Origin of the sequence: Pilimelia terevasa, assembly GCF_014647915.1 — a bacterium.
Lineage (GTDB): Bacteria > Actinomycetota > Actinomycetes > Mycobacteriales > Micromonosporaceae > Pilimelia > Pilimelia terevasa.
Genome location: NZ_BMQC01000003.1, coordinates 234,671 through 259,464 on the forward strand (window position 1 = coordinate 234,671; position 24,794 = coordinate 259,464).

Annotated in this window: 25 protein-coding genes; 5 read left to right on the plus strand and 20 right to left on the minus strand. The window is 75.3% G+C overall.

All coding sequences use genetic code 11. The features are described 5' to 3' along the window. Window positions 1–31: 31 nt before the first annotated feature. From IEY75_RS06245 to hemL, 11 genes are all read right to left on the minus strand, one after another. Window positions 32–2,326 (minus strand): zinc-dependent metalloprotease family protein, encoded by a 2,295-nt coding sequence (locus IEY75_RS06245; RefSeq protein WP_189113233.1) that lies wholly within the window; start codon window positions 2,324–2,326, stop codon window positions 32–34. Between the two features lie 71 nt (window positions 2,327–2,397). Then, a complete protein-coding gene (mqnP, locus tag IEY75_RS06250) occupies window positions 2,398–3,258 on the minus strand; it encodes a menaquinone biosynthesis prenyltransferase MqnP (protein ID WP_229789388.1) in 861 nt (286 codons plus the stop codon). Window positions 3,259–3,321: 63 nt separating this feature from the next. Continuing rightward, window positions 3,322–4,779, minus strand: coding sequence for a menaquinone biosynthesis decarboxylase (locus IEY75_RS06255; protein ID WP_189113234.1), 1,458 nt, complete (start codon window positions 4,777–4,779; stop codon window positions 3,322–3,324). A gap of 48 nt (window positions 4,780–4,827) precedes the next feature. Further along, on the minus strand, window positions 4,828–5,076 hold the full coding sequence (locus tag IEY75_RS06260) for a hypothetical protein (RefSeq protein ID WP_189113235.1): 249 nt from the start codon (window positions 5,074–5,076) through the stop codon (window positions 4,828–4,830). Continuing rightward, complete coding sequence (locus IEY75_RS06265; protein WP_229789389.1) at window positions 5,073–5,579, minus strand: SigE family RNA polymerase sigma factor; 507 nt, start codon at window positions 5,577–5,579, stop codon at window positions 5,073–5,075. Before IEY75_RS06265 ends, IEY75_RS06260 begins: the two co-directional genes overlap by 4 nt. Before the next feature lie 143 nt (window positions 5,580–5,722). Next, entirely contained in the window at window positions 5,723–6,754 is a 1,032-nt protein-coding gene (gene ccsB / locus IEY75_RS06270; RefSeq protein ID WP_189113236.1) for a c-type cytochrome biogenesis protein CcsB, read from the minus strand. Next, complete coding sequence (resB, locus tag IEY75_RS06275) at window positions 6,754–8,271, minus strand: cytochrome c biogenesis protein ResB (protein WP_189113399.1); 1,518 nt, start codon at window positions 8,269–8,271, stop codon at window positions 6,754–6,756. The genes ccsB and resB overlap by 1 nt, the downstream gene beginning before the upstream one ends. A gap of 38 nt (window positions 8,272–8,309) precedes the next feature. Then, complete coding sequence (locus IEY75_RS06280; protein WP_189113237.1) at window positions 8,310–9,056, minus strand: cytochrome c biogenesis CcdA family protein; 747 nt, start codon at window positions 9,054–9,056, stop codon at window positions 8,310–8,312. Beyond that, entirely contained in the window at window positions 9,056–9,616 is a 561-nt protein-coding gene (locus IEY75_RS06285; protein WP_189113238.1) for a TlpA family protein disulfide reductase, read from the minus strand. The genes IEY75_RS06280 and IEY75_RS06285 overlap by 1 nt, the downstream gene beginning before the upstream one ends. A 1-nt stretch (window position 9,617) precedes the next feature. Beyond that, window positions 9,618–10,250 (minus strand): histidine phosphatase family protein, encoded by a 633-nt coding sequence (locus IEY75_RS06290; RefSeq protein WP_373290224.1) that lies wholly within the window; start codon window positions 10,248–10,250, stop codon window positions 9,618–9,620. 5 nt (window positions 10,251–10,255) lie between these two features. Further along, window positions 10,256–11,587 (minus strand): glutamate-1-semialdehyde 2,1-aminomutase, encoded by a 1,332-nt coding sequence (hemL, locus tag IEY75_RS06295; RefSeq protein WP_189113240.1) that lies wholly within the window; start codon window positions 11,585–11,587, stop codon window positions 10,256–10,258. Window positions 11,588–11,686: 99 nt separating this feature from the next. Between hemL and IEY75_RS06300 the strand changes: the two genes are divergently transcribed. Then, the gene (locus IEY75_RS06300) at window positions 11,687–12,007 is read left to right on the plus strand and encodes an STAS domain-containing protein (protein WP_189113241.1); all 321 of its coding nucleotides are present in this window, start codon (window positions 11,687–11,689) and stop codon (window positions 12,005–12,007) included. A gap of 15 nt (window positions 12,008–12,022) precedes the next feature. Here IEY75_RS06300 and IEY75_RS06305 read toward each other — a convergent pair whose 3' ends face one another. From IEY75_RS06305 to IEY75_RS06320, 4 genes are all read right to left on the minus strand, one after another. Then, on the minus strand, window positions 12,023–13,864 hold the full coding sequence (locus tag IEY75_RS06305) for an RICIN domain-containing protein (RefSeq protein WP_189113242.1): 1,842 nt from the start codon (window positions 13,862–13,864) through the stop codon (window positions 12,023–12,025). Continuing rightward, window positions 13,864–14,502: a PulJ/GspJ family protein gene (locus IEY75_RS06310; RefSeq protein WP_189113243.1), complete on the minus strand. Its 639-nt coding sequence runs from the start codon at window positions 14,500–14,502 to the stop codon at window positions 13,864–13,866. The genes IEY75_RS06305 and IEY75_RS06310 overlap by 1 nt, the downstream gene beginning before the upstream one ends. Further along, window positions 14,499–14,987 (minus strand): type II secretion system protein, encoded by a 489-nt coding sequence (locus tag IEY75_RS06315; protein ID WP_229789390.1) that lies wholly within the window; start codon window positions 14,985–14,987, stop codon window positions 14,499–14,501. The genes IEY75_RS06310 and IEY75_RS06315 overlap by 4 nt, the downstream gene beginning before the upstream one ends. Window positions 14,988–15,080: 93 nt before the next feature. After that, window positions 15,081–15,986, minus strand: a complete 906-nt coding sequence (locus IEY75_RS06320; protein ID WP_189113245.1) for an NADP-dependent oxidoreductase — start codon at window positions 15,984–15,986, stop codon at window positions 15,081–15,083. A 174-nt stretch (window positions 15,987–16,160) separates the two neighbouring features. Between IEY75_RS06320 and IEY75_RS06325 the strand changes: the two genes are divergently transcribed. Together IEY75_RS06325 and IEY75_RS06330 are read left to right on the plus strand one after the other, a co-directional pair. Further along, on the plus strand, window positions 16,161–16,538 hold the full coding sequence (locus IEY75_RS06325; RefSeq protein ID WP_189113246.1) for a hypothetical protein: 378 nt from the start codon (window positions 16,161–16,163) through the stop codon (window positions 16,536–16,538). Window positions 16,539–16,631: 93 nt separating this feature from the next. Next, window positions 16,632–18,719, plus strand: coding sequence for a S9 family peptidase (locus IEY75_RS06330; protein WP_189113247.1), 2,088 nt, complete (start codon window positions 16,632–16,634; stop codon window positions 18,717–18,719). 79 nt (window positions 18,720–18,798) lie between these two features. Here the strand turns inward: IEY75_RS06330 and IEY75_RS06335 are convergent, their stop codons facing one another. The 4 genes from IEY75_RS06335 to IEY75_RS06350 form a co-directional block, all read right to left on the minus strand. Further along, window positions 18,799–19,119 (minus strand): STAS domain-containing protein, encoded by a 321-nt coding sequence (locus IEY75_RS06335; protein ID WP_189113248.1) that lies wholly within the window; start codon window positions 19,117–19,119, stop codon window positions 18,799–18,801. Between the two features lie 296 nt (window positions 19,120–19,415). Continuing rightward, window positions 19,416–20,960, minus strand: coding sequence for an ABC transporter permease (locus IEY75_RS06340; protein ID WP_189113249.1), 1,545 nt, complete (start codon window positions 20,958–20,960; stop codon window positions 19,416–19,418). After that, on the minus strand, window positions 20,957–21,649 hold the full coding sequence (locus IEY75_RS06345; protein WP_189113250.1) for an ABC transporter ATP-binding protein: 693 nt from the start codon (window positions 21,647–21,649) through the stop codon (window positions 20,957–20,959). Before IEY75_RS06345 ends, IEY75_RS06340 begins: the two co-directional genes overlap by 4 nt. Beyond that, the gene (locus IEY75_RS06350) at window positions 21,646–22,182 is read right to left on the minus strand and encodes a PadR family transcriptional regulator (protein ID WP_189113251.1); all 537 of its coding nucleotides are present in this window, start codon (window positions 22,180–22,182) and stop codon (window positions 21,646–21,648) included. The genes IEY75_RS06345 and IEY75_RS06350 overlap by 4 nt, the downstream gene beginning before the upstream one ends. 131 nt (window positions 22,183–22,313) lie before the next feature. On the opposite strand from IEY75_RS06350, the gene IEY75_RS06355 reads away from it, so the two are divergent. Together IEY75_RS06355 and mscL are read left to right on the plus strand one after the other, a co-directional pair. After that, a complete protein-coding gene (locus IEY75_RS06355) occupies window positions 22,314–22,664 on the plus strand; it encodes an STAS domain-containing protein (protein WP_189113252.1) in 351 nt (116 codons plus the stop codon). Window positions 22,665–22,705: 41 nt separating this feature from the next. After that, entirely contained in the window at window positions 22,706–23,101 is a 396-nt protein-coding gene (mscL, locus tag IEY75_RS06360) for a large conductance mechanosensitive channel protein MscL (RefSeq protein WP_189113253.1), read from the plus strand. Between the two features lie 52 nt (window positions 23,102–23,153). On the opposite strand, the gene IEY75_RS06365 is transcribed toward mscL, so the two are convergent. Then, window positions 23,154–24,725, minus strand: coding sequence for a M1 family metallopeptidase (locus tag IEY75_RS06365; protein WP_189113254.1), 1,572 nt, complete (start codon window positions 24,723–24,725; stop codon window positions 23,154–23,156). Window positions 24,726–24,794: the final 69 nt, after the last annotated feature.

Below are 24,794 nucleotides of genomic sequence, written 5' to 3' on the forward strand. Positions count from 1 at the left end.
CGCCCATCCTCGCACCCGCCGCGGGCGCGGCTCAGGACAGGCGCGCGACGGCGTCCACGCCCACCAGCGGGCGGCCGGCCGGGGAGACGTTGACGATGCGGACGGTGTGCCTGCCGGCGGCCGGCCAGGTGTGGACGAAGACCTGCTGGCGCGGGGTGAGGCGGGCCGCGTACAGGTCCACCGTCGCGGCCTTCACGCCGTCGACGTAGACGGCCGCTCTGCCGCGGGTCGGCCCCTTCGCCGCGACCCAGCCCACCGAGCGGGTGCTGACCGGGTAGCTGAACGCCGCGCCGACCGTGCGGCTGAGCTGCTCGCCCCCGCCGACGTAGCCGGAGCCGGCCGCCGTGGTCCAGCCCCGGGAGTACCGGCTGTCGCGGGTGTGCTGGGCGTCCAGCGTCGCGGTCGCGGCGGGGCCGGCGACGACGTTGACGTTCCAGCGGCAGTCGTACGCGGCCAGCGACCAGCGGGTCGCCTCGCCGGGCCGCACGGTGCCGCCGACCGACCGCGCGGTCGTGGCCGGCCACGAGCTGACGCCGGGGATCCGGGTCAGGGTCTGCTGGCAGATGCCGCCGCTGTCGGTGACCCCCCAGCCGACCGCGACCGGTACCGCGGTGGTCGTCACCGGGCCGCGGGCCAGGCCCGGCAGGGGTGCGGGCGTGAGTGTCGGCGGGGTGCTGTCCACCACGATCGGCACCGCCGCGCCGAGGGTCTCGTTGCCGGCGCCGTCGCGGACCCGCAGCCGCAGGGTGTGGGCGCCGTGGGCGACGTCGACAAGGTCGAGGGACGAGGCGATCGCCGCGCCGCTGCGCACGACCGCCGCGGCGGCCACCCCGTCGATCTCGACGGCCACCCGGGCGATGCCCGAGCCGGCGTCCGAGGCGGCCCAGGAGACGGTGAAGTCGCTGCTGAGCTGCGCGTTCGCGCTCGGGTGGAGGACGGTGGCGGTCGGCGCGCTCACGTCCTGCGGACGGAGCACGGAGATGGTCGCGCCCGTGGGGTCGGCGGCGTCGACGCGGAAGCCGACGGCGCCGTCGGCGGACACCCAGAACTCCCCGGCGCCCAGTCCGCGCACGTCGGCGCTCCACAGCGGGTGGAAGTCGAGGACGGCGTACATCTCGTCCTCCGGGCTGGGCAGCGCGGCGTCGGTCCGGCGCACCACCAGCCCGCCGCCGGGGTACGCCGCGCCGTGGCCGCCGCCCCCGCCCAGGTACTGGCGGTCGTCGGTCCAGTCGTCGAGGCCGGTCGGGGTGCGGTACTCCAGGTGGTAGGTCAGGTCGCCGACCGGCACGACCACGTGGCGGACGCCCGTCGCGGCGCCGACCGGCGCCAGCCGCACCTGCGCGCCGGCCGTCACGTACTCCTGCGCGGCCGGCGGCAGCACGCCGAGCTGGGCGAGCCGGGCCGTGGACAGGTGGCCGACCCGGCCGTACGGCGAGCTGCCCATGATGTCCCACGGGTCGTCGTAGGCGGCGACGGTGCACGAGTCCGACTGCGTGACGGGTAGGCCCCCGGCGGTGCAGCGCAGCCCGCCGGAGTGGTGCAGACCGAGGTTGTGGCCCAGTTCGTGGGCGAAGACCCGGACGTCGGCGTAGCTGTTCAGCCAGATCATCCCGTACGAGCCCCAGCCGGCGCCGACGGTGGCCAGGCCGGCCCACCCGCACCCGGCCGCGGGCGGGAAGTACGCCACGAGGTGGTGCGCCGGGCTCTGCGTCATCGTGCCGGCCAGCCGCAGCGCCTCGGTCTGGGCGCGGCCGGTCTGGGTGTTGCAGGTGGCGCCGTCCGGCATGGTGATCTTCGTCCAGGGCAGGGTGCGGTACGCGTTGACCCGCAGGGCCCCGTCGGTGACCTCGTCGTAGTAGGCATCGACGTCGCCGACCGCGGCCGCCAGCTCCGCGGACGTCGGCTCGCCGGCCGGGACCGCGGCGGTCGCCCAGTACATCGGCACGAGGGTGATCTGGTGGGCGCCGGGGGCCGCCGCCGCGGCGGCGGCCCGCACGACCCGGACGCCGGTGACCCGCGCCGCACCGGCGGCGAGCGCCCCGGCCAGCGCCGCGCCGGTCCGCCCGCCGCCGGTGCGGACCGTGACCTCCACGAGGCTGCGGCCGGGCACGCCCGCGACCGCCGACCGGGGTACCGGCACGTCCGCGCCGTCGATCCGCACGGTGGCCTGCTCCCGTGCGTGGCCGCCGTCGAACGCGTCGCCGACGGTGACCTGCAGCGGCCCGCGGGCGGTGACCTCGGCGGCCGCCGCCGCGGCCGGCGGCGCGGCGGCCAGTACGGCGAGAACGGCCGTGCCGACGACCCCGCAGATCCGTACCGCAGTCATCGGTCCCCCGCCCTCGTCCGTCGCAGCGAGGGAGGGATCGGCGCGGCTGTCGGGCTCCTGAGCGCGCTGAGTCAGCGCCGGATCAGCATGTCCAACAGGGCGCACAAAAACAGGGCGATACCGACAAAACCATTGGCGGTGAAGAAGGCGCGGTTGACCCGGGACAGGTCCGCGGGCGTGACGACGACGTGCTGGTACACGAACGCGCCCGCCGCCAGGACCAGCCCGATCCACCAGACCCGGCCGAGACCGGCCAGCGCCCCGAACCAGACGAACAGCCCGAAGGTCAGCACGTGGACCGCGGCGGAGGCGCGCAGCGCGAACGGCACGCCGTACCGGGCCGGGACGCTGCGGACCCCGATCCGGCGGTCGACCTCGGCGTCCTGGCAGGCGTAGATCAGGTCGAAGCCGCCGATCCACAGCCCGACGGCCGCCCCCAGCACCCACGCCGGGCCGGTGCCCGCGAACGTGCCGGTGACCGCCAGCCACGCGCCGACCGGCGCCACGAACTGCGCCAGCGCCAGGATGGCGTGCGGCCAGTCGGTGAACCGCTTGCCGTACGGGTAGACGACCAGCGGCGCGACGGCCAGCGGCGCCAGCGCCAGGCACAGCGGGTTCAGCGCGGCCGCGGCGCCGAGCAGCACCGCCAGCGACACCGCGGCCCCCGTCCAGGCGGTGCGGACGCTGACCGCCCCGGTCACCAGCTCTCGGCCGGCGGTCCGCGGGTTGCGGGCGTCCACGTGCCGGTCGATGATCCGGTTCGCCGCCATGGCGAACGTACGCCCGCCCACCATCGCCGCCGTGACCAGCACCAACACCCCCCAGCGCACGCCGGGCCGCATGGCGGTCAGGGCCGCCAGGTACGCGAACGGCAGCGCGAACACCGAGTGCTCGATGGCCACCAGCCGCAGGAACGCCTTCACCGCTGTCACTCCGCCAGTCTTCCCCGGTGGCGGCGCGCGGGCGCCCGCGGGGTGGCCGCCGACGCCGGGGCGCTACAGGCCGTACTCCCGCCAGCGCTTGTCGACCAGCGAGACCACCTCGGGCGACATGCTCATCTCCTCCGGCCAGCCCCGGTGGTACCCCTCGGCGGGCAGCTTGCGGGTGGCGTCCACGCCGGCCTTGCCGCCCCAGAACTGCTGGTACGAGGCGTGGTCGAGGTGGTCCACCGGCCCCTCGGTGAGCAGCAGGTCGCGGGCGTAGTCGACGTTGCCGAAGGCGCGGAAGGCGACCTGCGCGTAGTCGTGCACGTCGCAGTCCTCGTCGACCACGACGACCAGCTTCGACAGCGACAGCAGGTGCGCGCCCCAGATCGCGTTCATCACCTTCTGCGCGTGCTTGGGGTACCGCTTGCGGATCGACACGATCACGCAGTTGTGGAACACCCCCGCGGCCGGCAGGTCGTAGTCCACGATGTCCGGGATGAGGAGCTTGAGCAACGGCAGGAAGATCCGCTCGGTGGCCTTGCCGAGGCCGTGGTCCTCCTGCGGCGGGGCCGAGGTGACGATCGAGTGGTAGATCGGCCGGCGGCGGGTGGTCATCGCCTGCACGTGCAGCACCGGGAACGGCTCGACCGGCGTGTAGAAGCCGGTGTGGTCGCCGAACGGCCCCTCCGGCTGCCGCTCGCCCGGCTCCAGGTACCCCTCCAGGACGATCTGCGCCGACGCCGGCACCTGCAGCGGCACGGTCAGGCAGTCGACCATCTCGACGCGCTCGCCGCGCAGGAAACCGGCGAACAGGTACTCGTCGATGTCGCCCGGCAGCGGCGCCGTGGCCGCGTACGAGACGACCGGGTCGGCGCCGATGGCGACGGCGACGGGCAGCCGCTGGCCGAGCCGCTCGGCGACGGCGTGGTGCGCGGTGGAGTCCTTGTGGATCTGCCAGTGCATCCCGAGGGTGGTGCGGGAGTGCTGCTGGAGGCGGTACAGGCCCAGGTTCCGCTTACCGGTCTCCGGGTGCTTGGTGTGGGTCAGGCCGAAGTTGTGGAAGATGCCGCCGTCGCCGGGCCACACCTGGAGGCCGGGCAGGCGGCCCAGGTCGACGTCGTCGCCGCGGTACACGACCTCCTGGCAGGCCGCGGTCTTGACCCTGCGCGGGGGTACGGCCTTGAGTTGCAGGACCTTGCCGAGGCCCTCGCGGATCCCGGACCAGCCGACGGGCAGCTCCGGGCGGACCAGGGCGCCGATCCGCGCGCCGATCTCGTCCAGCGACTCCACGCCCAGCGCCAGCGCCGTCCGCCGCGCGGTGCCGAACAGGTTGACCGCCACCGGCATGTCGCCGCGGGTGGGCTGCTCGAACAGCAGCGCCGGCCCGCCCGCCCGGACGGTGCGGGTGACGATCTCGCTCATCTCCAGCGTCGGGTCGACCGGGACCCGGACCCGGTGCAGTTCGCCGGCCCGCTCCAGGGCGCGCAGGAACTCGGGCAGGTCGGCGTACGGGAAACCACGGGCCATGACGCCATCCTCCCGCACGCCCGCCGCGTCCTCCGCGGGTGGTCGGGCTCAGCGGGTGGTCAGGCAGAGGGCGGCCGCCGCCGCCGCGCAGAGCAGGAGCACCCCGCCCCGGAGCAGGCGCCGGCGCCGGACCCGCCGCCGGCCCGCGCCGACGACCGCCTCCACCGGCAGCGGCCCGCGCCAGCGGGCGGCCCGCTCCGCCAGTGCCACGGCCACCGCGCCGGCCACCCACGGCTCGTCGCCGGGCAGGCCCGCGCCCGCCGGCCGCGGGCGGCGCGGCCCCCCGAAGACGCTCACGCCGCCACCTCCGGGCAGGGCTCGGTCATCCGGCGGCGCAGCGCGGACATCGCGCGCGACGTGTGGCTCTTGACGGTGCCCCGCGACACCTCCAGCACCTCGGCGATCTCCGCTTCGGACAGTCCCTCGTAGTACCGCAGCACCAGCACCGCCCGCTGCTTGACGGGCAGCGCCGCGAGCTGCCGCCACATCGCGTCGCGCTCGGCGACGGCGTCCGCGGCGTCGGGTACCGGCCGGGCCGGCGCCTCGGCCACCGGGTGCTCCCGGAACCGCAGGCCGCGCCACCACGACGTCGCCGTGGTGACCATGACCCGGCGCACGTACGCCTCCAGCGCCCCGGCGTCGCGGATCCGCGGCCAGGCCGCGTAGGTCTTGGCGAGCGCGGTCTGCACCAGGTCCTCGGCGCGGCCCCGGTCGCCGACCAGCAGGTACGCGCTGCGCAGCAGCGCCTCCGAGCGGCCCAGCACCAGTTGTCGGAACCGCAACTCCTCGGCCGGCTTCACCCGACGACCTCCCCCGTGGTCCTGACACCCGCGCCCGCGGCCGTGATCCCGCGTACCCAGTAGGACGCGCGCGCGACGGCCGCCGGTTGTCACCGCGGTCCGCCCGTCCGCGCGGCGGGCCGGCCCCCGGGGAGCGGCCGCGGTCAGTCGGCGTCGGCGTAGGAGTGCAGGCCGTCGAAGAACAGGTTGACGCCGTAGAGGTTGAACAGCATGGTGGCGAAGCCGATCACGGCGATCCACGCCGCGGTGCGGCGGCGCACGTACGGGGTGGCGCGGGCGTGCAGGTACCCGGCGTAGACGACCCAGGAGATGAAGGCCCAGGTCTCCTTCGGGTCCCAGCCCCAGTACCGGCCCCACGCCGACTCGGCCCAGATCGCGCCCGCGGCGACGGCGAAGGTCCACAGCGGGAACGCGAAGGCGTGCAGCCGGAACGTCAGCCGCTCCAGCGCCGCCGCGGCGGGGACCCGGGCGCCGAGGCTGTACGGGAAGGAGCGGCGGCCCGCCTCGTACCCGTCGCGGATCAGGTACATCGCCGCCGGTACCACGCCGAGCAGCAGCAGCCCGGAGGCGACGATGATGCTGGACACGTGCACCAGGTACCAGGCGGACTGCAGCGCCGGCACCAGCGGCTTGGCCTCGGTGTACGCGGTCATGCCGGTGGCGCCGAGCAGGAGCACGTCGGCGAGCGCGACGAACAGCCCCAGGTGCCGCAGCTCGGGCCGGCGGGCCAGCGTCACCAGCCAGGCGACGACGCCGACGAAGGTGATCGCGACGGCGAACTCGTACATGTTGCCCCACGGCATCCGCCCGGCCGCCAGGCCGCGGGTGACCAGCACCCCGAGGTGGGCGAGCGCGCCGAGGACCGTGGCCAGCACGGCGGCGTGGCCGGCCCACCGCTCCGCCTGGGCGGCGGGAATCGCGCCCGACCCCGCGGGCGCCCCGCCGCCTGCCGACCCGCCGCCGGACCCGGCGGTCGCCGGGACGGGCGGGTGGTCCGGCGTGGACTCCGGGGCGGGCGGCGCGCCGCCGCCGACCGCGGCGAGCTGCGGCACGCGGGTCGCCGCGCGGCCCACCACGCTGCGGTGGCCGAACGCGTACTCCGTCGCGTGGGCGATCATCGCCGCCAGGTAGGCGAGAATCGTCGCCACCAGCAGTTGGTCGGACAGTGCGGCCATCAGTCGGTACCTCCCCGGTCACGCACCTGCGCGGGCGCGCCGACCGCACCCGCGACGACCTGCGAGAACTCGTCGGCGAAGCCAGGGTAGTCCGTGCGGGGCAGGCCGCCCGCGCGCACCTGGCAGCCGCCGCCCGCGGCCGGCGTGAACCGCAGGAACACCCGCCGCCGCCGGCCGAACAGCGACCCGGTCAGGCCCACCAGCACCACCGCCACGCCGGCCAGCACCGGCACCTGGCCGGGGTCGTGCCGCACCGAGACCGTCACCCAGCGCCGGGTGCCGAGGAACTCGACCGTCGTCCGGTCGTCGAGGGTCCACGTCTCGCCCCGCCGCAGCAGCTTCGGCTCGCCCACCTGCTTCAGGGCACCCGCGGCGACCGCCGCCTGGTCCAGCCGGTACACCGAGCCGGGGATGCCGGCGTCCTCGCCGAGGTTCCCCCGGTACGCCCACAGCAGCACGCCCGGCGCCCGCTCCTCCGGGAACGCCGACCGGGTGAACGGCGGCGCGTCGGGCACGGTCGGCAGGAACAGGCCCTCGAAGGCGACCTGGAGCCGCGGGTCGCGGGCCCCGGTGCGCGGGTCGACGTTGGCGTCGGGGAACTTCGCCGCGCCCTCGCCGGTGGACAGGTCGTCGACGGGCAGGAACGGCACCGCCGTGGTCTGCGCGCGCCCGAACCGGTCGGTGTACCGCAGGACCGGCGCGAAGCCGTGCCCGAGCAGGTAGGCGTTGGCGCCGTCCAGTCGCAGCGGGTTGTTGACCGCCACCGGTACCTCCCGGCGCGGCCGGCCGTCGCCGTCGACGGCGACCCGGGCGCGGAAGGCGGCCGGCTGTCCGCTGGGCAGGAAGCGGGCGTGGAAGTCGGTCAGTTCGATGCAGAACGGCGGCAGGGCGGCCGGGTCGACCCGCGGGCCGGCCGTGAACTCGTCGTACTGCTGCACGGTGTTGCAGAACGCGTAGTCCGGCCCGGCGACGACGAGCCGGTTGCCGGACCAGCCGTACCAGGAGCCGACCGCGACGCCGAGGAGCACCGCGATGAGGGCCGTGTGGAACAGCAGGTTCCCGGTCTCCTTCAGGTGGCCCTTCTCGGCGCTCACGCCCCAGGCGCCCTCGCCCTCCGCGCGGGCGGCCACCCGCCAGCGCCCGCGGCGCAGCCGCGCGGCGGCCGCCGCCGCCGCGGCCGCGGCGTCCCCGGCCGCGTCGGCGGGCGCGGCGTGCTGCGGCAGCCGGTCCAGGTTCCGCGGTACCGCGGGCGGCCGGGCCCACACCGCGCGCCAGTGCGCCCGCGCCCGCGGCAGGATGCAGCCGACCAGGGAGGTGAACAGCAGCAGGTAGATCGCGGCGAACCACGGCGAGGTGAACACCTCGAAGCCCCAGAGGCGGTCCACCCAGGGCGCCAGGTCCGGGTGCGCGCGGGCGTACGCCTCGACGTCCTCGACCTTGACGCCCTTCTGCGGCAGCACCGACCCGGGCACGGCGGCCACGGCGAGCAGGAACAGCAGGACCAGGGCGGTCCGCATACTGGTGAGCTGGCGCCAGGAGTTGCGCAGGAAGGCGGTCACAGGCCCACCTGGCCGACGCCGACCGCCCCGCGCAGCCAGATCACGAACGCCGCCCAGCCGCCGCTGACCAGCGCCAGCCCGACGGCCACCAGCAGCGCCCCGCCGACCCGGGTGACCCAGCGGGAGTGCCGGCGGACCCCGGCGACCAGGCCGAGCAGCCGGCGGAACCCGAGCCCGAAGACCACGAACGGCAGGCCGAGCCCGAGGGTGTACGCGACGGCCAGCACGACCGCCCGCCCCGCCTGGCCGGAGGTCGCCGCCAGGCCGAGGACCGCGCCGAGGGTCGGCCCGACGCACGGGGTCCAGGACAGCGCGAAGACGGCGCCGAACACCGGCGCGCCGAGCAGGCCCGCCGCCGGCAGCCGCAGCCGCCGCTGCCCGCCGAGCCCCGGCACGAGCCCGAGGAAGGCGAGGCCGAGGCCGATGACCAGCAGGCCGACGCCGGCCTCCAGGGCCCGCTGGTGGTCGGCCAGCAGCCGCCCGAGCGTGCTGAACAGGACCGCCAGCGGTACGAAGACCGCCGCGAAGCCCACCACGAACAGGCTGGTGCCGAGCAGGACCCGGCCGCGGCGCGGCGCCGCGTCGAGGTCGGCGCCGGCCAGCCCGGTCACGTACGACAGGTAGCCGGGGACCAGCGGCAGGATGCAGGGCGACAGGAAGCTGACCAGGCCGGCGAGCGCCGCCGCGGCGACGGCCAGCAGGACCGGCCCGCCCTGGACCGCGGCGGCGAAGCGCTCCCCCATCAGGCGGCGTCCGGTTCGGCGAGGACCTCGCGGACGACCGGCTCCAGGGTCGCGCGCTGGACCGCCTTGCGGATCACCCGGGCGATCCGGCCGCGCCGGTCCAGGACGACGGTGGCGGGGACGGCGTTGGGGGGGAGGTCGTAGCCCAGCGCCACCCGGCCGGCCGGGTCGAACACGCTCGGGTAGCTGGCGCGGCCCCGCTCGAACGCGACCGCCTTGTCCCGCTCGTCGCGGGTGTTGACGCCGAGGAACGCCGCGCCGTCGGCCCTGACGGCCCGGTACGTCGACTCCAGGTCGTCGGCCTCCGCCCGGCAGGGCGCGCACCAGGAGCCCCAGAAGTTGACGACGACGACCCGGCCGGCCCACGCGGCGGCGTCGACGGGCCGGCCGTCGAGCAGCGTCCCGCCGGGCGAGGGGGCCGCCGCGCGGGCGGCGGCCGGGCAGCGCACCCAGCCCGCCTGGTCGGTCGCGCAGCGGGCCTCGGCCGCCCGGCCGCAGCCGACCAGCCCGGCGGCCGCCCCCAGCGCGAGCGCGAGGGCGAGGGCCGCCGGGCGCGGCACGTCAGGCGCCCTTGGCCGAGGGCGCCGCCGACATCGCGACGAGGTGCGCGGCCGGCTCGGCGTACGAGACGTCGACCAGCCGGTCCCCGGCGAAGTGGAACGTGGTCAGCGACGCCAGGCCGCACTGCCGGCGGCGCGGGTCGTGCCACAGGCGCCGCCGCTGCATGGCGCGGCGCAGGATCTCGATGGGGAGCTGGTGCGAGACGCAGACGGCCTCGTGGCCGCGCGCGGCGTCGCGGGCGGCCAGCAGCGCCCGCCGCATCCGGGCCGCGATCTGGGTGTACGGCTCGCCCCAGCTCGGCGTCCGGGGGTTGCGCAGCACCCACCAGTTGCGCGGGTCGCGCAGCGCGCCGTCGCCGACCGAGACGCGCTTGCCCTCGAACCAGTTCGCGCTCTCGATCAGCCGCTCGTCGGCGCCGACCTCGCTGCCGAACGCGGCGGCGAACGGCGCGGCGGTCTGCTGGGCGCGCTCCAGGGGGCTGGCCACGACGTGGGTGACGTCGCGCCCGCCCAGGTACTCCGCCGCCGCCTTGGCCATCTGGACGCCCAGCTCCGACAGGTGGTACCCGGGCAGCCGGCCGTACAGGACCTTGTCCGGGTTGTACACCTCGCCGTGTCGCAGGACGTGCACCAGGGTGTTCACGCGCACACCTCCGCGGCGGCCCGGGCGGCGTGCGGCAGCGCCGCGTCGAGGACGTCCAGCGCGCCGGGGGCGGCGAGCGCGGTGGAGACGAACCACGCCTCGAAGGCGCTCGGCGGCAGGTACACGCCGCGGGCGAGCATGGCGTGGAAGAAGGCGGCGTACGCGTCGGCCCGCTGCCGCCTGGCCCCGGCGTAGTCGGTGACGGGTTCCTCGGTGAAGAAGACGGAGAACATGTTGCCGGCGGTGGAGATCCGGTGCGGCACGCCCGCCCTGGCCAGCTCCTCGGCGACCCGGCCGCCGACGTGGGCGGCGAGCCGGTCCAGCGTCGCGTAGCAGGCGGCGTCGGCCAGCCGCAGCGTCGCCAGGCCGGCGGCGCAGGCCACCGGGTTCCCGGACAGGGTGCCGGCCTGGTAGACCGGGCCGGCGGGGGCGAGCCGGTCCATCAGCTCCGCCCGCCCGCCGAACGCCGCCGCGGGCAGGCCCCCGCCCATGACCTTGCCGAACGTCCACAGGTCGGCGTCGACCGGTTCCCGCTCGCTCCAGCCGCCGCGGGCGACCCGGAAGCCGGTCATCACCTCGTCGACGACGAGCAGTGCGCCGTGGGCGTGGGCGATCCGGGCCAGGCCCTCGTTGAAGCCGGCGGCGGGTGCCACGACGCCCATGTTGCCGGGGGCGGCCTCGGTGATCACGGCCGCGATGGTCTCGCCGTGAGCGGCGAACGCCTCGGCCACCGCCGCGAGGTCGTTGTAGGGCAGCACGACCGTCTCCGCGGCCGCCGCCCCGGTGACGCCGGGGGTGTCGGGGAGCCCGAGCGTGGCGACGCCGGAGCCGGCCGCGGCCAGCAGCGCGTCCACGTGCCCGTGGTAGCAGCCAGCGAACTTCACGATCCTGGTCCGCCCCGTGCAGCCGCGGGCGAGCCGGATCGCCGACATCGTCGCCTCGGTACCCGAGGACACCAGCCGCACCCGGTCGACCGGCGTCCGGTCGACGATCTCGGCCGCGAGCGCGACCTCGCCGGCCGTGGGCGTACCGAAGCTGGTCCCCGCGGCGGCGGCGGCCTGGACGGCGGCGACGACCTCGGGGTGGGCGTGGCCGTGCAGCAGCGGCCCCCACGAGTTCACGAAGTCGACATATCGACGCCCGTCCGCGTCGTACAGCCACGGGCCGGCCCCGCGCACCATGAAGCGGGGCGTCCCGCCGACGGCCGCGAAGGCGCGCACCGGCGAGTTGACCCCGCCCGGCACCAGGGCGCGGGCGCGGTCGAACAGTTCCTGGGAGGCGGGCGCGTCAGCCGGGTACGGCCGCCCCGCGGCAGCGGTCTCACTCACAGTTGGGCCATTCTGACAGCGCTACCTGAGGACCGTCGCAGCGGCCCGGCCGGGAACCGCCGCCCGGCGGGAAGCCGGCGCCCCGGCTACCGTGGGGGGATGAACGGTTCCCGCCTGCGGATCGACGTCCGGCGCGACGCCTCCGGCGCGCCGGAGCTGACCGTGGCCGGGGAGATCGACATGCTGTCGACCGGCGAGCTGTCCGACGCCGTCAGGGCCGCGCTCGCCGACGCGCCGCACCGGGTGGTCCTGGACCTGGGCGGCGTGACGTTCTGCGACTCGCTCGGGCTGGGCACGCTGATGCTGCTCAACCGGGAGGCCGCCGCCGCCCGGTCGGTGCTGGTCCTGACGAACGTCGGGGACAGCCTGCTGCGCACGCTGGACATCACCGGCCTGCGGGCCCTGCTGACGATCCACTGACCCGGGCCGCCCGCGCTAGTCGGTGGCCGGGACCTCGATGAGGTCGCGCAGCGGCGCCGTGGGGTACGCCCCCGGCGCGGTGCCGTCCGACCCGCCCGGGGCCGTCGGCGCCGCCGTGGTCGGCGCGGTGGTGGCCGGCGCGCCCGTGGTGGCCGGCGTCGAGGGGGCCGCGGTGGGCAGGCTGGTCGGCAGGACGGCCGGGGCGTTCCACTTCTGGCACTTGACCCACGACGGCTGGTTGTACGTCTCCCTGTCGTACGGGTCCTGCGACTTGCTCAGGCACGAGTCGAACCGGATCTTGTAGTTGTAGACCGCCCCGGACCAGATGAACACCATGCTCGTGTCCGAACTGCCGGTGTAGTCGGTCGGGTGGGTCATGCAGCGGCCGCTGGAGTCCACGACGCGGTACATGGTGTTGTAGTTGCCGGTGTTGGTGTACCGGGTGAACCGCTGGTTCGCGGCCGGGTTCCGCGGGTCGCAGGCCGCCTGTGTCGGGAACCTGCTGGAGCCGGCCGAGGTCAGGCACCACTTCCTGCCCGAGGTGTCGACGGTGTAGATCGGCGCCGCGAAGCCCGCCGTGCCGTCGGGGGCGCGCGGGAAGCGCCAGAGCTGGTTCCAGCGCAGCTTGGCCGGGTCCGGGTGCTGCACGCACTCCATGTTGCCCATGATCGAGGTGTACTTGTCCAGGCACCGGCCGGGGCCGGCGTGCAGGAACACCTGGGTGATGTCGCAGGGGTACCCGGCCTCGTCGGTGCAGTCGACGGGCCGCGCGCCGGCCTGGCCCGGCCCGACCGACGGCGAGATGCCGAACGTCTGCCTCGTGTTGTACGTCGCGCTGTTGCAGTTGGACCCGCCGCCCAGGACGACGCCGGTGCCGGAGGTGCCGGGGCTCTGCACGTTGACGCACAGGCCGCTCAGGCCGCTGCCGCTGTCGCTGCCCATCTCGATGTTGTAGACGTTGTTGTGGTACCACCGCTGGCGGGCCGGCGTCGGCGTCACGCAGGTCTGGAGGGTGAGCGCCGTGTTGACGGCCGGGCTGGCCCCGGCGTCGAGGCAGAGCGGCCTGTTGGCCAGGATCGAGCCGACCGTCGCGATCTGGAGGTTCTGCCGGTAGAAGAAGAACTGCTTGAAGGCCCGGTCCTTGGTCGCCACGAAGTCGCAGGTGCGGAACTTGACCAGGGTGCCGACGGGCGGCGAGGACGAGCCGGCGTCGATGCAGACGCTGGAGTTCGAGCTGGCGGCCCAGGAGTGGATCTTGCGGGCGTGCGGGGTGGTCTCGCCCTCCGGGCCGTAGGTCGGGCCGGTGGTCGGGGCCGGCGCGGTGGTGGTCGGCGCGGCCGTGGTCGGGGCGGCGGTGGGCGCGGCCGGCGCCAGCCGCAGGTCGTACACAGCGCGCAGCCGGCGCTGGGTCGGCGTCGCCTCCAGGGTGCTGCCGGTGGCGGTAAGCTCGACGTACGGCGGCGTCGCCGCGCCGACCGGGCCGGAGCCCTGCGTGCAGCCCACGGCGGCGGGCGCGGGCGAGGCGGTCGGCTCGGTGAGGTAGTACCGGAAGCGCACCGCGTAGCTGGTCCGCGCCTCGCCCCCGGGCTGGCCGGCGATCTCGTTGCAGGGCAGCGCCGCGCGCACGCCGACCTCCCCGGTCCGGGCGGCGCGCACATGCGCGATGCCGACCTCCAGCCCGGTCCGGGCGGCCTGGAGGGCGTGCGCGCGGTTGATCGTCGTCCGGGTCGACACCGTCTGGGTGACCACGGTCGGCAGCGCGACCGTACTGAGTGAGGTGGCCACCAGCGTGAGCAGCAGCGCCATCGGCATCGAGCCGGCGTCGTCGCGCCACCGCAGGGTCCGCAGCATCCGCATCATGAGAACCCCAGGAGGTCTTCGCAGGTGTCCAGGTTCGCGCGGCCCGGCGCGCCGTCCTCGGCGGCCGGGGCCTGGGTGAGGGTGTTGGGCAGGTAGAAGTCCTGGCGGAGTTGCCGCACGCTCTGGTGCGCGGCCCCGCCGGCCGTCACCGCCAGCGCCAGCCGGACCGTCGCCGGCATTCCCTCGGTCTCGGACTCGACGACCTCGAACACCGGTTCGTCCTCGATCCGCCCCACGTTGACCGCCAGCACCTGCGGGGCCGGGGGCGGCGGCGTGCCGGAGGCCGACCAGCTCTGCCGGTACAGGGTGCCGCCGTCGAGCCACACGCGGTAGCACTGGCCGGTGCCGGCGGCGTTCACCACGTACTCCAGCCGCGGCCGCTGCACCCCGTCGACCTCGGCGTTGGGGCTCTTGGCCTGCGCCGCGTACCGCAGCTCGGTGTCCAACCGGGTGAAGGCCCGGCTGACCTGGGCCTGCGCGTCGGCGATCGCCTCGTTGCCGCGGGCGACCCGCATCGCCGCGACGATGCCGCTGGTGAAGACGACCATCACGACGGCCATCAGGCCCAGGCCGACGAGCACCTCGACCAGGGTGACCCCGGCGTCGTCGCGCCGGTCGGGCGGGAGCGCGGTCACGACGGGAACTCCGGGTCGCTGGGGGTCGCGCCGAGCAGCGCGGTGGCGGTCTCGGTGCAGGTACCCCCGGTGCCGCACTCGGTGCTCGGCCAGGTGACGGTGACGGTGAGGCTGACGAGCTGGGCGGCCCGCACGCCCGCGGCGGGGCTGGCGGCCGCGCAGGCGCCGCTGGCCGTCGTCTGCCAGCACGGGGCGGGGGTCCCGTAGGTGACGGTGTACGGCACGTCGTTGACGAGATGGGGCCGCGGCGCGGGCCGGTTGGCGACCATCGCGGCACCGCCCGCGGCCTGGGCGGCCTCGACGGCCCCGGCGGCCACCTGGGCGGCGGCCTGCCGGCCGGCCTGGCGGTGGGTGGTGCTCATGGCGCCGGTGAGGAACACGGCGACGGAGGCCATGACCACGCCGATGAGACCGAGGGCCACCAGGACCTCGATCAGCGTGAATCCGCCGTCCGCGACGGCAGCTCGGCCCTGACCCGCGCGCAAGCTGGCACTCCCCCTCATAAGACAAGTCGGCCATCTCATCGGCCGGCCGGCGGGGCGTAGCAGGAAAGTGGCGCCGGGATTACCTGCCGGTAATCAGACAAGCACCACTTTTCCGCGCACGTGGCCCGTTTCCAGCAGGGCGTGCGCGGCGACGGCCTCGGCCAGCGGGAAGGTGCGGGCGACCTCGACCCGCAGCCGGCCGGCGACGCAGAGGCCGACGAGGTCGGCCAGCCGGCCGGCGGTGCGGGTGCCCTGCAGGGTCCGCACGCCGAGCGCGGCCGCGCCCGCCCAGTCGGCGATCGTCAGCACCCGGGCCGGGTCCGCGACCAGCTCCAGCGACGGCACCAGGGCGTCGCGCCCGGCGGCGTCCAGCGCGGCGTCGACCCCGGCGGGCGCCGCGGCGCGCACCCGGTCGACCAGCCCCGGCCCGTACGTCACCGGCGTCGCGCCGAGCCCGCGCAGGTAGTCGTGGTTGCGCGGGCTCGCCGTCCCGACCACCCGGGCGCCGCGGGCCGCCGCGAGCTGGACCGCCATGCTGCCCACGCCGCCGGCCGCGGCGTGCACCAGGACCGTCTCGCCGGCCGCGACCGCGAGCGCCGCCAGGGCGAGGTCCGCGGTCTGGCCCGAGGCGGACAGCGCCCCGGCGGCGGCCCACGCCAGCTCCGGCGGGCGGCGGACCAGCCGGTCGGCCGGCACCACGGAGTGGGTGGCCAGGGCGCCGTCGGCGACGAAGCCGAGGACCTCGTCGCCGGCCGCGAAGGCGGCGACCCCGGGACCGGCGGCGACCACCACGCCGGCCAGCTCGCTGCCGCCGCAGTAGGGCAGGGCGAGGTCCACCTGGCCGCGCAGGTCGCCGCGGCGCAGTTTCACGTCGTACGGCTGCAGCCCCGCCGACCGCACCGCCACCAGCACCTCGCCGGGGCCGGGCACCGGGGTGGGGCGGGCCACGACGGTCAGCACCCCGGGTGGGCCGTACTCCGCGAACTCGACTCGCCGCATGCGCCCAGGGTATACGTCGGACGGACGGCCGAGGTCCCGATCCACCAAAGAGCCGAGACATCCTCACGAGTGACCCAGGTCACGCAGAGTCCACTCAGGAGCACCGTACGGTCACGGCACGCCCGGTCCCGAAGGGGAACGGCCGGGCGCCGTCGCACACCAAAGGGGACCCACATGACCGCCACCCTCGCGCGCGGCCTCGCCGCCGCCGCCCTCGCCGCCGCGGCCGCCGTGGCCCCGGCCGCGGGCGCCCACGCCGGCCCGCGCCCGCTCGACCCGCTCGGCACCTTCGACTTCGGCAAGGCCGCCGAGGCCGGGGCCAACGGCCGGACGGCCAACTTCTGGCGCACGTACGAGGTCCGCAGCGGCTTCACCGGCGACGACCTGCTGGTCGCCCCCAGGCCCTACCAGCCCCGCACCAACTGGGTGTACCTGACGACGCTGGACTTCGGCGACCGCTGCGAGACCATCGGCGCCACCGGCGTCGGCAACGGCGTCTGGGGCGAGTACCGCTGCGTCGGCTTCGCGGGCGACTCGCTGTCCGTCCGCTGAGGTCCGGCCGGGGGCGCCGATGCCGCGGCCGCCCCCGGCCACCCGCCCGCGACGGCTCCCGACGCCGCCGCGGTAGCGGGTAACGTGCACAGGGTGACCACCACACGAGACGCCGCCGCGCCGCCGGTCGCGCACCGCGAACCCGCCACCCGCACCCACCACGGCGACACGGTGACCGACGACTACGCCTGGCTCGCGGCCAGGGACCGCCCCGAGACCCGGGCGTACCTGGAGGCGGAGAACGCCCACACCGAGGCGGCGACCGCCCACCTGGCGCCGCTGGCCGAGACCCTGTTCCAGGAGATCAAGGACCGCACCCGGGAGACCGACCTGTCGGTGCCCACCCGCATCGGCGCCTGGTGGTACTACAGCCGCACCGAGGAGGGCCGGCAGTACGGCATCCACTGCCGACGCGTGGTCCGGGCCGGCGAGGCGGACCCGCCCGCCACCGACGGCGGCCCGCTCGACGGCGAGGAGGTCCTGCTCGACGGCAACGCGCTCGCCGCCGGCCACGAGTTCTTCGCCCTCGGCACGTACGACGTCAGCCCCGACGGCCGCCGGCTCGCCTACTCCACCGACCACGTCGGCAACGAGCGGTTCACCCTGCGGGTCAAGGACCTGGACACCGGCGAGATGCTCCCCGACGAGATCCCCGACGCCGCGTACGGCTCGGCGTGGTCGGCCGACGGCGGCACCCTGTTCTACCTGACCGTGGACGCGCAGTGGCGCCCGTACCGGGTGTGGCGGCACGAGATCGGCACCACACAGGACCGCGACGTGCTCGTGCACGAGGAGTCCGACGAGCGGTTCTGGGCCGGCGTCAGCCTCACCCGGTCCCACGAGTACGTCCTCATCGACCTGCACAGCAAGCTGACCAGCGAGGTGCTGGCCGTCCCCGCGCACGCCCCGGCCGCGCCGCCGGTCGTCGTGGCGCCCCGCCGGCACGGCGTGGAGTACACGGTCGAGCACCACGGCGACCGGTTCCTGCTCCTGCACAACGACGGCGCCGAGGACTTCGCGCTGGCCGCCACCCCGGCCGCCGCCCCCGGCCCGTGGACCACCCTCCTCCCGCACACCCCCGGCGTGCGGCTGGAGGCGGTCGACGCCTTCCACGACCACCTGGTCGTCTCGCTGCGCGCCGAGGGCCTGACCGGCCTGCGCGTGCTGCCCGCGGGCGCCGACGACGGCTGGGACATCACCTTCCCCGAGCCGCTGTACAGCGTGCACCTGAGCGGCAACCCCGAGTACCGCACCGACAGCGTCCGGCTCAGCTACGCCTCGCTGACGACGCCGCAGTCGGTGTACGACTACCGGCTCGCCGACCGGGAGCTGGTCCTGCGCAAGCGCACCCCGGTCCTGGGCGACTTCGACCCGGCGGCGTACACCCAGCACCGGGAGTGGGCGGTCGCCGACGACGGCACCCGGGTACCGATCTCGCTCGTCTGCCGCCGGGACACCCCGCGCGACGGCTCGGCCCCCGCGGTCCTGTACGGCTACGGCTCGTACGAGGCGTCGATGGACCCGTGGTTCTCCATCCCCCGGCTGTCGCTGCTCGACCGCGGGGTGGTCTGGGCGGTGGCGCACGTGCGGGGCGGCGGCGAGATGGGCCGGCACTGGTACACCGAGGGCAAGCTGCTGGCGAAGAAGAACACCTTCACCGACTTCGTGGCGTGCGCCCGGCACCTGACGTCCTCGGGCTGGACGTCCGCCGCCCGGCTGGTCGCCCGGGGCGGCTCGGCCGGCGGCCTGCTGATGGGCGCCGTGGCCAACCTCGCCCCGGCGGAGTTCGCCGGCATCCTCGCGCAGGTGCCGTTCGTCGACCCGCTGACCTCGATGCTGGACCCGACCCTGCCGCTCACGGTCACCGAGTGGGAGGAGTGGGGCAACCCGCTGGACGACCCGGAGGTCTACGCGTACATGAGGTCGTACTCGCCGTACGAGAACGTCGCCGCCCAGCGCTACCCGGCGATCCTGGCGATGAGCGGCCTGAACGACACCCGCGTCCTGTACACCGAGCCCACCAAGTGGATCGCCCGCCTGCGGGCGACCGCCCCCGGCGGCGACTACCTGCTCAAGACCGAGATGGGCGCCGGACACGGCGGTCCGTCGGGCCGGTACGACGCCTGGCGCGAGGAGGCGTTCATGTCCGCGTGGACCCTCTCCCGCCTCGGCCTGGCCTGACCCCGGCCGCACCGCCCGCGCCGGGGACGAGCCGGCGCGGGCGGTGCGGTCGGCGGACCCGCGGAGGCCGCCGCGGCGGTCAGGCGGCGCGGGGGTAGGCCTGGGTGAGGGCGTGCCGCAGTTCGACCTCGTCGCGGACCACCGCCCGGCGACCGCCCGGCAGGCGCAGGTGCAGCGCCATGTCGAGCTCCCCCGCGTCGTCCGCGGCCTGCGCCAGGACCTCGACCACGGCGGCGTCGATCGCCGGCACGCGGACGAGGTCGATGACCAGTGGCGAAACCCCCTCGTCGAGCAGGTTCTGCAACGCGGTGTCGAGCTGACGACTCACGGATCCGCCCAGTGGACGGTCGGCCCAGATCAGCGCCGCCTCGCTCAGTCGGATCACGGTGAGGACTGCCATTACCATCACCCCCCGGACCTGCTCACCGGGTCGTCGGTCCGCCACTCCCGTCGCGGCCGTCCCCGGCCGGGCGTACCGCGTCGGGGCCGCCGCACGGCCCCTGTTGAGGGAAAGTGGAGTAACTCCCCGGAGTTGGTAGGTATTCACAACGTTACGGCACCGGCCTACCTGCGGTAAATCCCCTGATCGTCATCGGGTGACCGCCAGTTCTGCGCGGCGGGTCACCCGACCGGCGTGGGCCGTCCGATGCCGACAGCCCACACCGGCCCATCCGCAGTGGCCTCCACGGTCCGCCATCAGCCGACGCGCAGTTCGTGCAGTCCGGTGGTCCGGCGGAGCAGCACCAGCCCGGCGCCGACGGCCGCGGCCGCGCCCCCCACGAGCAGGGCCACCGCCGTGGCCAGTCCCCACCAGGGGACCGGCACCGCCACGGCGTGACCGTTGATGTCGTAGCCGGAGGCGAACGGCCGCTGCAACCCGAACCCGGCGGCCACCGCCAGTACCACGACCGGCGTCAGCGGGCCGAGCGTGCGCAGCAGCACCGACGCGCCCAGGACCCTGGCCGGCACCCCGGAGGCCACCAGGCAGGCGTGCGCGCGGCGCCGGGTCACCAGGTCCTCGACGACCGCCACGAGCAGCCCGGCCAGCGCGATGGCCGCGCCGATGCCGATCGTCGTGTCCACGAGATCCATGCTCGGCAGGTAGAAAGTGTCCCGCCCCGAGCCCGGGGACCCCTGGGCGGCGGCGTCGGCCATCTCGGCGCGTTCGCGCAGGAGGAACAACTCCCGCTGCCCGACCGAGATTCCGGCGACCAGGCCGGCGGCCAGCAGCGCAGTGAAGGTGCGGCTGTTCGCCCACGGGTCGGCGAGCAGCCGGCGCCCGGCCAGGAGGACGGCGGGGCGGCGCGCCCACCGGCTCCACCACCGCCCGAGCTGGTACGACACCACCGCCGCGGCGGAGACGACCGAGGCGACCACCAGGAGCAGCACCGCCAGCGCCAGACCCAGGACCAGCCACTCCGGGAGGACCGCTCCCCGGCGAGCGAGTGACAGGAGACCGCCGAACAAGGCCACCGCGCCGAGGAGGCCGGCCACCGGCCAGTGCCGCGGGCGGCCGGTGCGGGTCCGCCGGCGCACGCCCCACGGCGAGGCGGCTACGCGACGCAGCAGCAGCGCTGTCGCGGCCGACGCGACCAGCGGCACCCCGACGACGACCGCGCACACCGCCCACCACGCCGGCCACACGTCCGTCGGCAGCCAGAGCACCTCCGGTGGCGGAAATCCGGCGGTCACCACCTCGCCCGCCACGATCGTTACCGGTCGGCCTCCCGACGGCGTCGTCGCCCATACCGTCCCGGCGACGCCCGGCGGCAGGAGGTAGGTGACCTCGGCACGGGCGTCCACGGTCGCGTGGGCGACGCCGTACGCCGCCGCGCCTAGGAGCGTGCCGACGGCGGCGGCCAGCCCTGCCTCGGCGGCCGCTACGCGGGTCACGTCCCCGGGCGTGGCGCCGGCCAGCCGCAGTCCGGCCAGCCGGCGGTCGCGCTCCGGCGCCCCCAGTCGCACGGCCTGCCCGGCCAGGGCGAGGACGGGAACCGCGAGCAGCAGCAGCGCGAGGATCACCCCCGGGCGCAGGCCGGGCTCGCGCAGCAACTCGGTGGCGTAGTGCCTGGCCCAGCGGTCGCTGTCGGACCGGCCGCCCAGCGGGCCGATGGCGGCCACGTTCGCCGCCGCCAGCAGGACCGCCGCCGCGAGGGCCGCGCTCAGGGCGGTCACGGTGACCCGGGCGCGGTCGGCGCGGGTACCGGCGCACGCCAGCCGCACCAGGGTGCCGGCCCTCACGCCGCACCGCCGACGGGCAGCGTCAGCGGGTCGGCGGCGCCGTCGCGCAGCGCGATCTCCCGGCCGGCGTACGCGGCGACCTGGCTGTCGTGGGTCACCAGGACGACCGCCGTACCGCGCTCGCGGGCGATCCGCACCAGCTCGGTGAGGACCTTCTCCCCGGCGAGCGAGTCCAGCGCGCCGGTCGGCTCGTCGGCGAACACCACCGCCGGGTCGGTCACCAGCGCGCGGGCGAGGGCGCACCGCTGCTGCTCGCCGCCGGACATCTCGCCGGGCAGCCGGTCCGCCGCCGCGGCGACGCCCAGGCGCTCCAGCCAGGACCGTGCCGCCGCGGCGGCCGACCGGCGGGACGCGCCGGCCAGCAGTAGCGGCAGCGCGACGTTCTCGGCGCCGGGCAGTTCGGCGACGAGCTGCCCGAACTGGAACAGCACGCCGAATTCCGTGCGCCGCAGCCGGGACCGCGCCGCCTCGGAGCGGTCGTCCAGGCGGGTGTCGCGGTAGCGGACCTGGCCGCTGTCCGGGCGGATGAGGCCTGCCAGGCAGTGCAGGAGGGTCGACTTCCCGCAGCCGCTGGGGCCGGTCACCGCGACGATCTCGCCCTGCGCGATGTCGAGGTCGACGCCGCGCAGGGCGGGGGTGTGGCCGTAGGAGTGGTGGAGGGCGCGGGCGGACAGGAGGGTGGGGTTCATCGGTGCACCTCGGTGTGCAGGTCGGCGACGCGGCCGGCGGTGTTCTGCATCCAGCGCAGGTCCGCGTCGAGGTGGAGGATCGCGTGGTCGGCGGCGACGAGGTCGCCGAGGGTGGCGTCGGGGGCGGTCTTGACGGCGGTCAGGTCGCGCAGCCGGGCGGCGTGCGCGGCGCGCTGGCGGGCGAGGTAGTCGCGGGCGCGGGCGGTGTCGGCGGCGAGCAGCGCGATGACGACCTTGGCGAGCATGGCGCTGGCCACGTGCGGCGCGGGCGGCTCGATCTCGCCGAGCCAGGCGTCCAGCGCCGCCCGGCCGGCGTCGCTGACGGCGTAGGCGGTGCGGTCGGGGCCGGCGGCGCGGTCGGTGCCGGTCGCGGTGACCAGCCCGTCGCGGGCCAGGCGGGCGAGGGTGGCGTACACCTGCCCGTACGCGAGCGGCCTGGCCCTGGGCAGGCGCTGGTCGTGCGCCCGCTTGAGGTCGTAGCCGTGCAGCGGACCGGCGCTGAGCAGGCCGAGCAGGACGTGTGGCGTGGACATGGCCCTACTATTCACTCGGTGAATAGAAGGGGTCAAGGGCGACGGGTGTCGGGTCGGTGACAGCCGACGGGGGGACATCCACCTGACGCCGGTTCGCGGGTGGAGTAGGTTTCTCTCGGCAGGAGGTAATGATGTCGTTGACAGTGCAGTCTGAGGTCCGGGACGATGCCGCGGTGATCGCGGTGGCGGGCGAGTTGGACATGGCCACCGCACCGAAGCTCCAGGACCACGTCACCCAGCTCGTGGACGCCGGTCGTACCCGGCTCGTCTTCGACCTGGGCGACACGTCGTTCTGTGACTCCACGGGGCTGTCCGTCTTCGTCCGGGCGAAGAACGCGTGCGACGCGGCCGGCGGCGAGATCCGTCTGGCGGCGCCGCAGCGCGGGGTGCAGCGGATCCTGGAGGTGAGTGGGCTCGCCGAGGTGCTGCCCACGTACCCGACGGTGGACGAGGCGCTGACCGCGGGCCGGGTCGACACCTGACCTGCGGCGCGTCCCCCGGGGGGTGGCCCTAGCCTGTACCCATGCTGAAGGGCTTCAAAGATTTCATCCTGCGCGGCAACGTCGTCGACCTGGCCGTCGGCGTCGTCATCGGTACCGCGTTCACCGGCCTGGTCGGCTCGCTGACCAAGGCTTTCCTGGAACCGCTGATCCGACTTCTCACGCTGCTGATCATGGGCAAGGACAAGATCGAAAAATCGGTCTGGAGCGTCCGCGGGGTCGACTTCGAGTACACGCTGTTCGTCAACGGGCTGGTCACGTTCCTGCTGACCGCCATCGCGCTGTACTTCTTCGTCGTGATGCCGCTGAACAAGCTCGCCGAGCGGCGCAAGAAGGGCGTCGAGCCCGAGCCCGACGCCCCGAGCGAGGAGGTCCTGCTCCTCACCGACATCCGCGACGCCCTGCGCGCCCGCGACTGACCGCCCGGGGTGCTCCGGCGGCGGACCGGCGGAGCACCCCGAACGGCGTCACTCAGTGCTGGTGACCCGCGTGCCCGTGGGCGTGGCCGTGGTGGTCGTGCCCGTGGTGGTCGTGCCCGTGGTGCGTGCGCCCGAGGTCCTCGTGCTGGTGGACCTGCTCGTGCGCCTCGGCGATCCGCTGCCAGCTACGCGGCTCGGCCGGGGTCGCCCGGTGCGCCTGCGGCGCGGCCGGCCGGCCCTTGGTGAACAGCCAGGTGCGGAACATCGGCCCGAGGTCCCGGCCCGCGGCCACGCTGGCCGCCTGCTGGAACTCCGTGATCGTGCCGACGCCGTACTTGTGCGTCTTCTGCCACTCCTGGACGAAGTGGAAGAACTTCTCGTCCCCCAGCGCCAGCCGGAGCTGGTGCACGGTCATGGCGCCGCGGTTGTACACCGCGCGGTGGAACAGGTCCGACGCGCCCGGGTCGCCCGGCATGACCTGCCAGAACGCCGAGTCCACCGGCTCCTTGACGTACGCGTAGTCGGACAGCTCCTGCGCGGTGCCCTCGCCGTTGCGCTCCGACCACAGCCACTCCAGGTAGGTGGCCCAGCCCTCGTTCAGCCAGATGTCGCGCCAGTCCTTGACCGAGACCGAGTCGCCGAACCACTGGTGCGCCAGCTCGTGCACGACCACGGACGTGTTGCTGCCCCGCGACCAGAAGCCCGGCCCGTAGTAGGGGCGGCCCTGGACCTCCAGCGCCGACCGGAAGCCGTCGGAGGGGCCGGCGATCCCGCCGAGGGTGTGGAACGGGTACGGACCCAGCAGGCTCGACTCCCACTCCACGATCTCGGCGGTCCGCTCGATGCTGGCCTTCGCCGCGGGCAGCGCCGGGCCGAGGTCCTTGTGGTACGCGTTGATCGACGGCAGGCCGTTGATCTCGTCGGTGACGATCTCGTAGTCCCCGATCATCAGGAACTGCAGGTACGTCGCCGTCGGCAGGTCGTTGCGCCAGCTCCACCGCTTCCAGCCGGCGATGGGCTGCGTCGGCGGGCCGTTCTGGAGCCCGTTGCTGAGCGCCGCCAGCCGCTCGGGCACCTGCACGGACACGTCGAACGTGGCCTTGTCGGTCGGGTGGTCGTTGCTCGGGAACCACCACAGGGCGGCCTCGGGCTCGCCGAGCATGGTCACGCCGTCGCGGGTCGCCTTCCAGCCGACGTGCCCGTCGACGACCTTCGTGGCCGGCCGGTCGTCGTACGTGACGACGACGTTGAGCCGCTCGCCGGACCTGATCTCCTTGGCCGGGGTGACGATCAGCTCCCGCCCCTGCTCCCGGACAAAGGCCGCCGGGCGGTCGTTGACCCGCACCGACTGCACGTCGAGCGCGAAGTCCAGGTTGAACCGGTTGAGGTCCTGCGTGGCCGTGGCCAGCATCGTCGTCGTGCCGGTGAGCCGGCCCTGGTCGTGGTGGTAGCGCAGGCGGACGTCGTAGTGGGCGGCGTCGTAGCCGCCGTTGCCGTACAGGGGGTAGTAGCTGTCGCCGATGCCCGCACTGCCCGGGCCGGCACCCGCGGCGCGGGCGTCCGCCGGGGCGGCGAGGGTCAGGGTGAGGACGGCGGCCGTGGCCACCGTGAACGCGCGTCGCAAAAGGGGTCCTCCTCGTGTCGCGCATCCTCCCGTGTGGAGCGCGGAAGGATGCTCCACGGGCAGACGTTA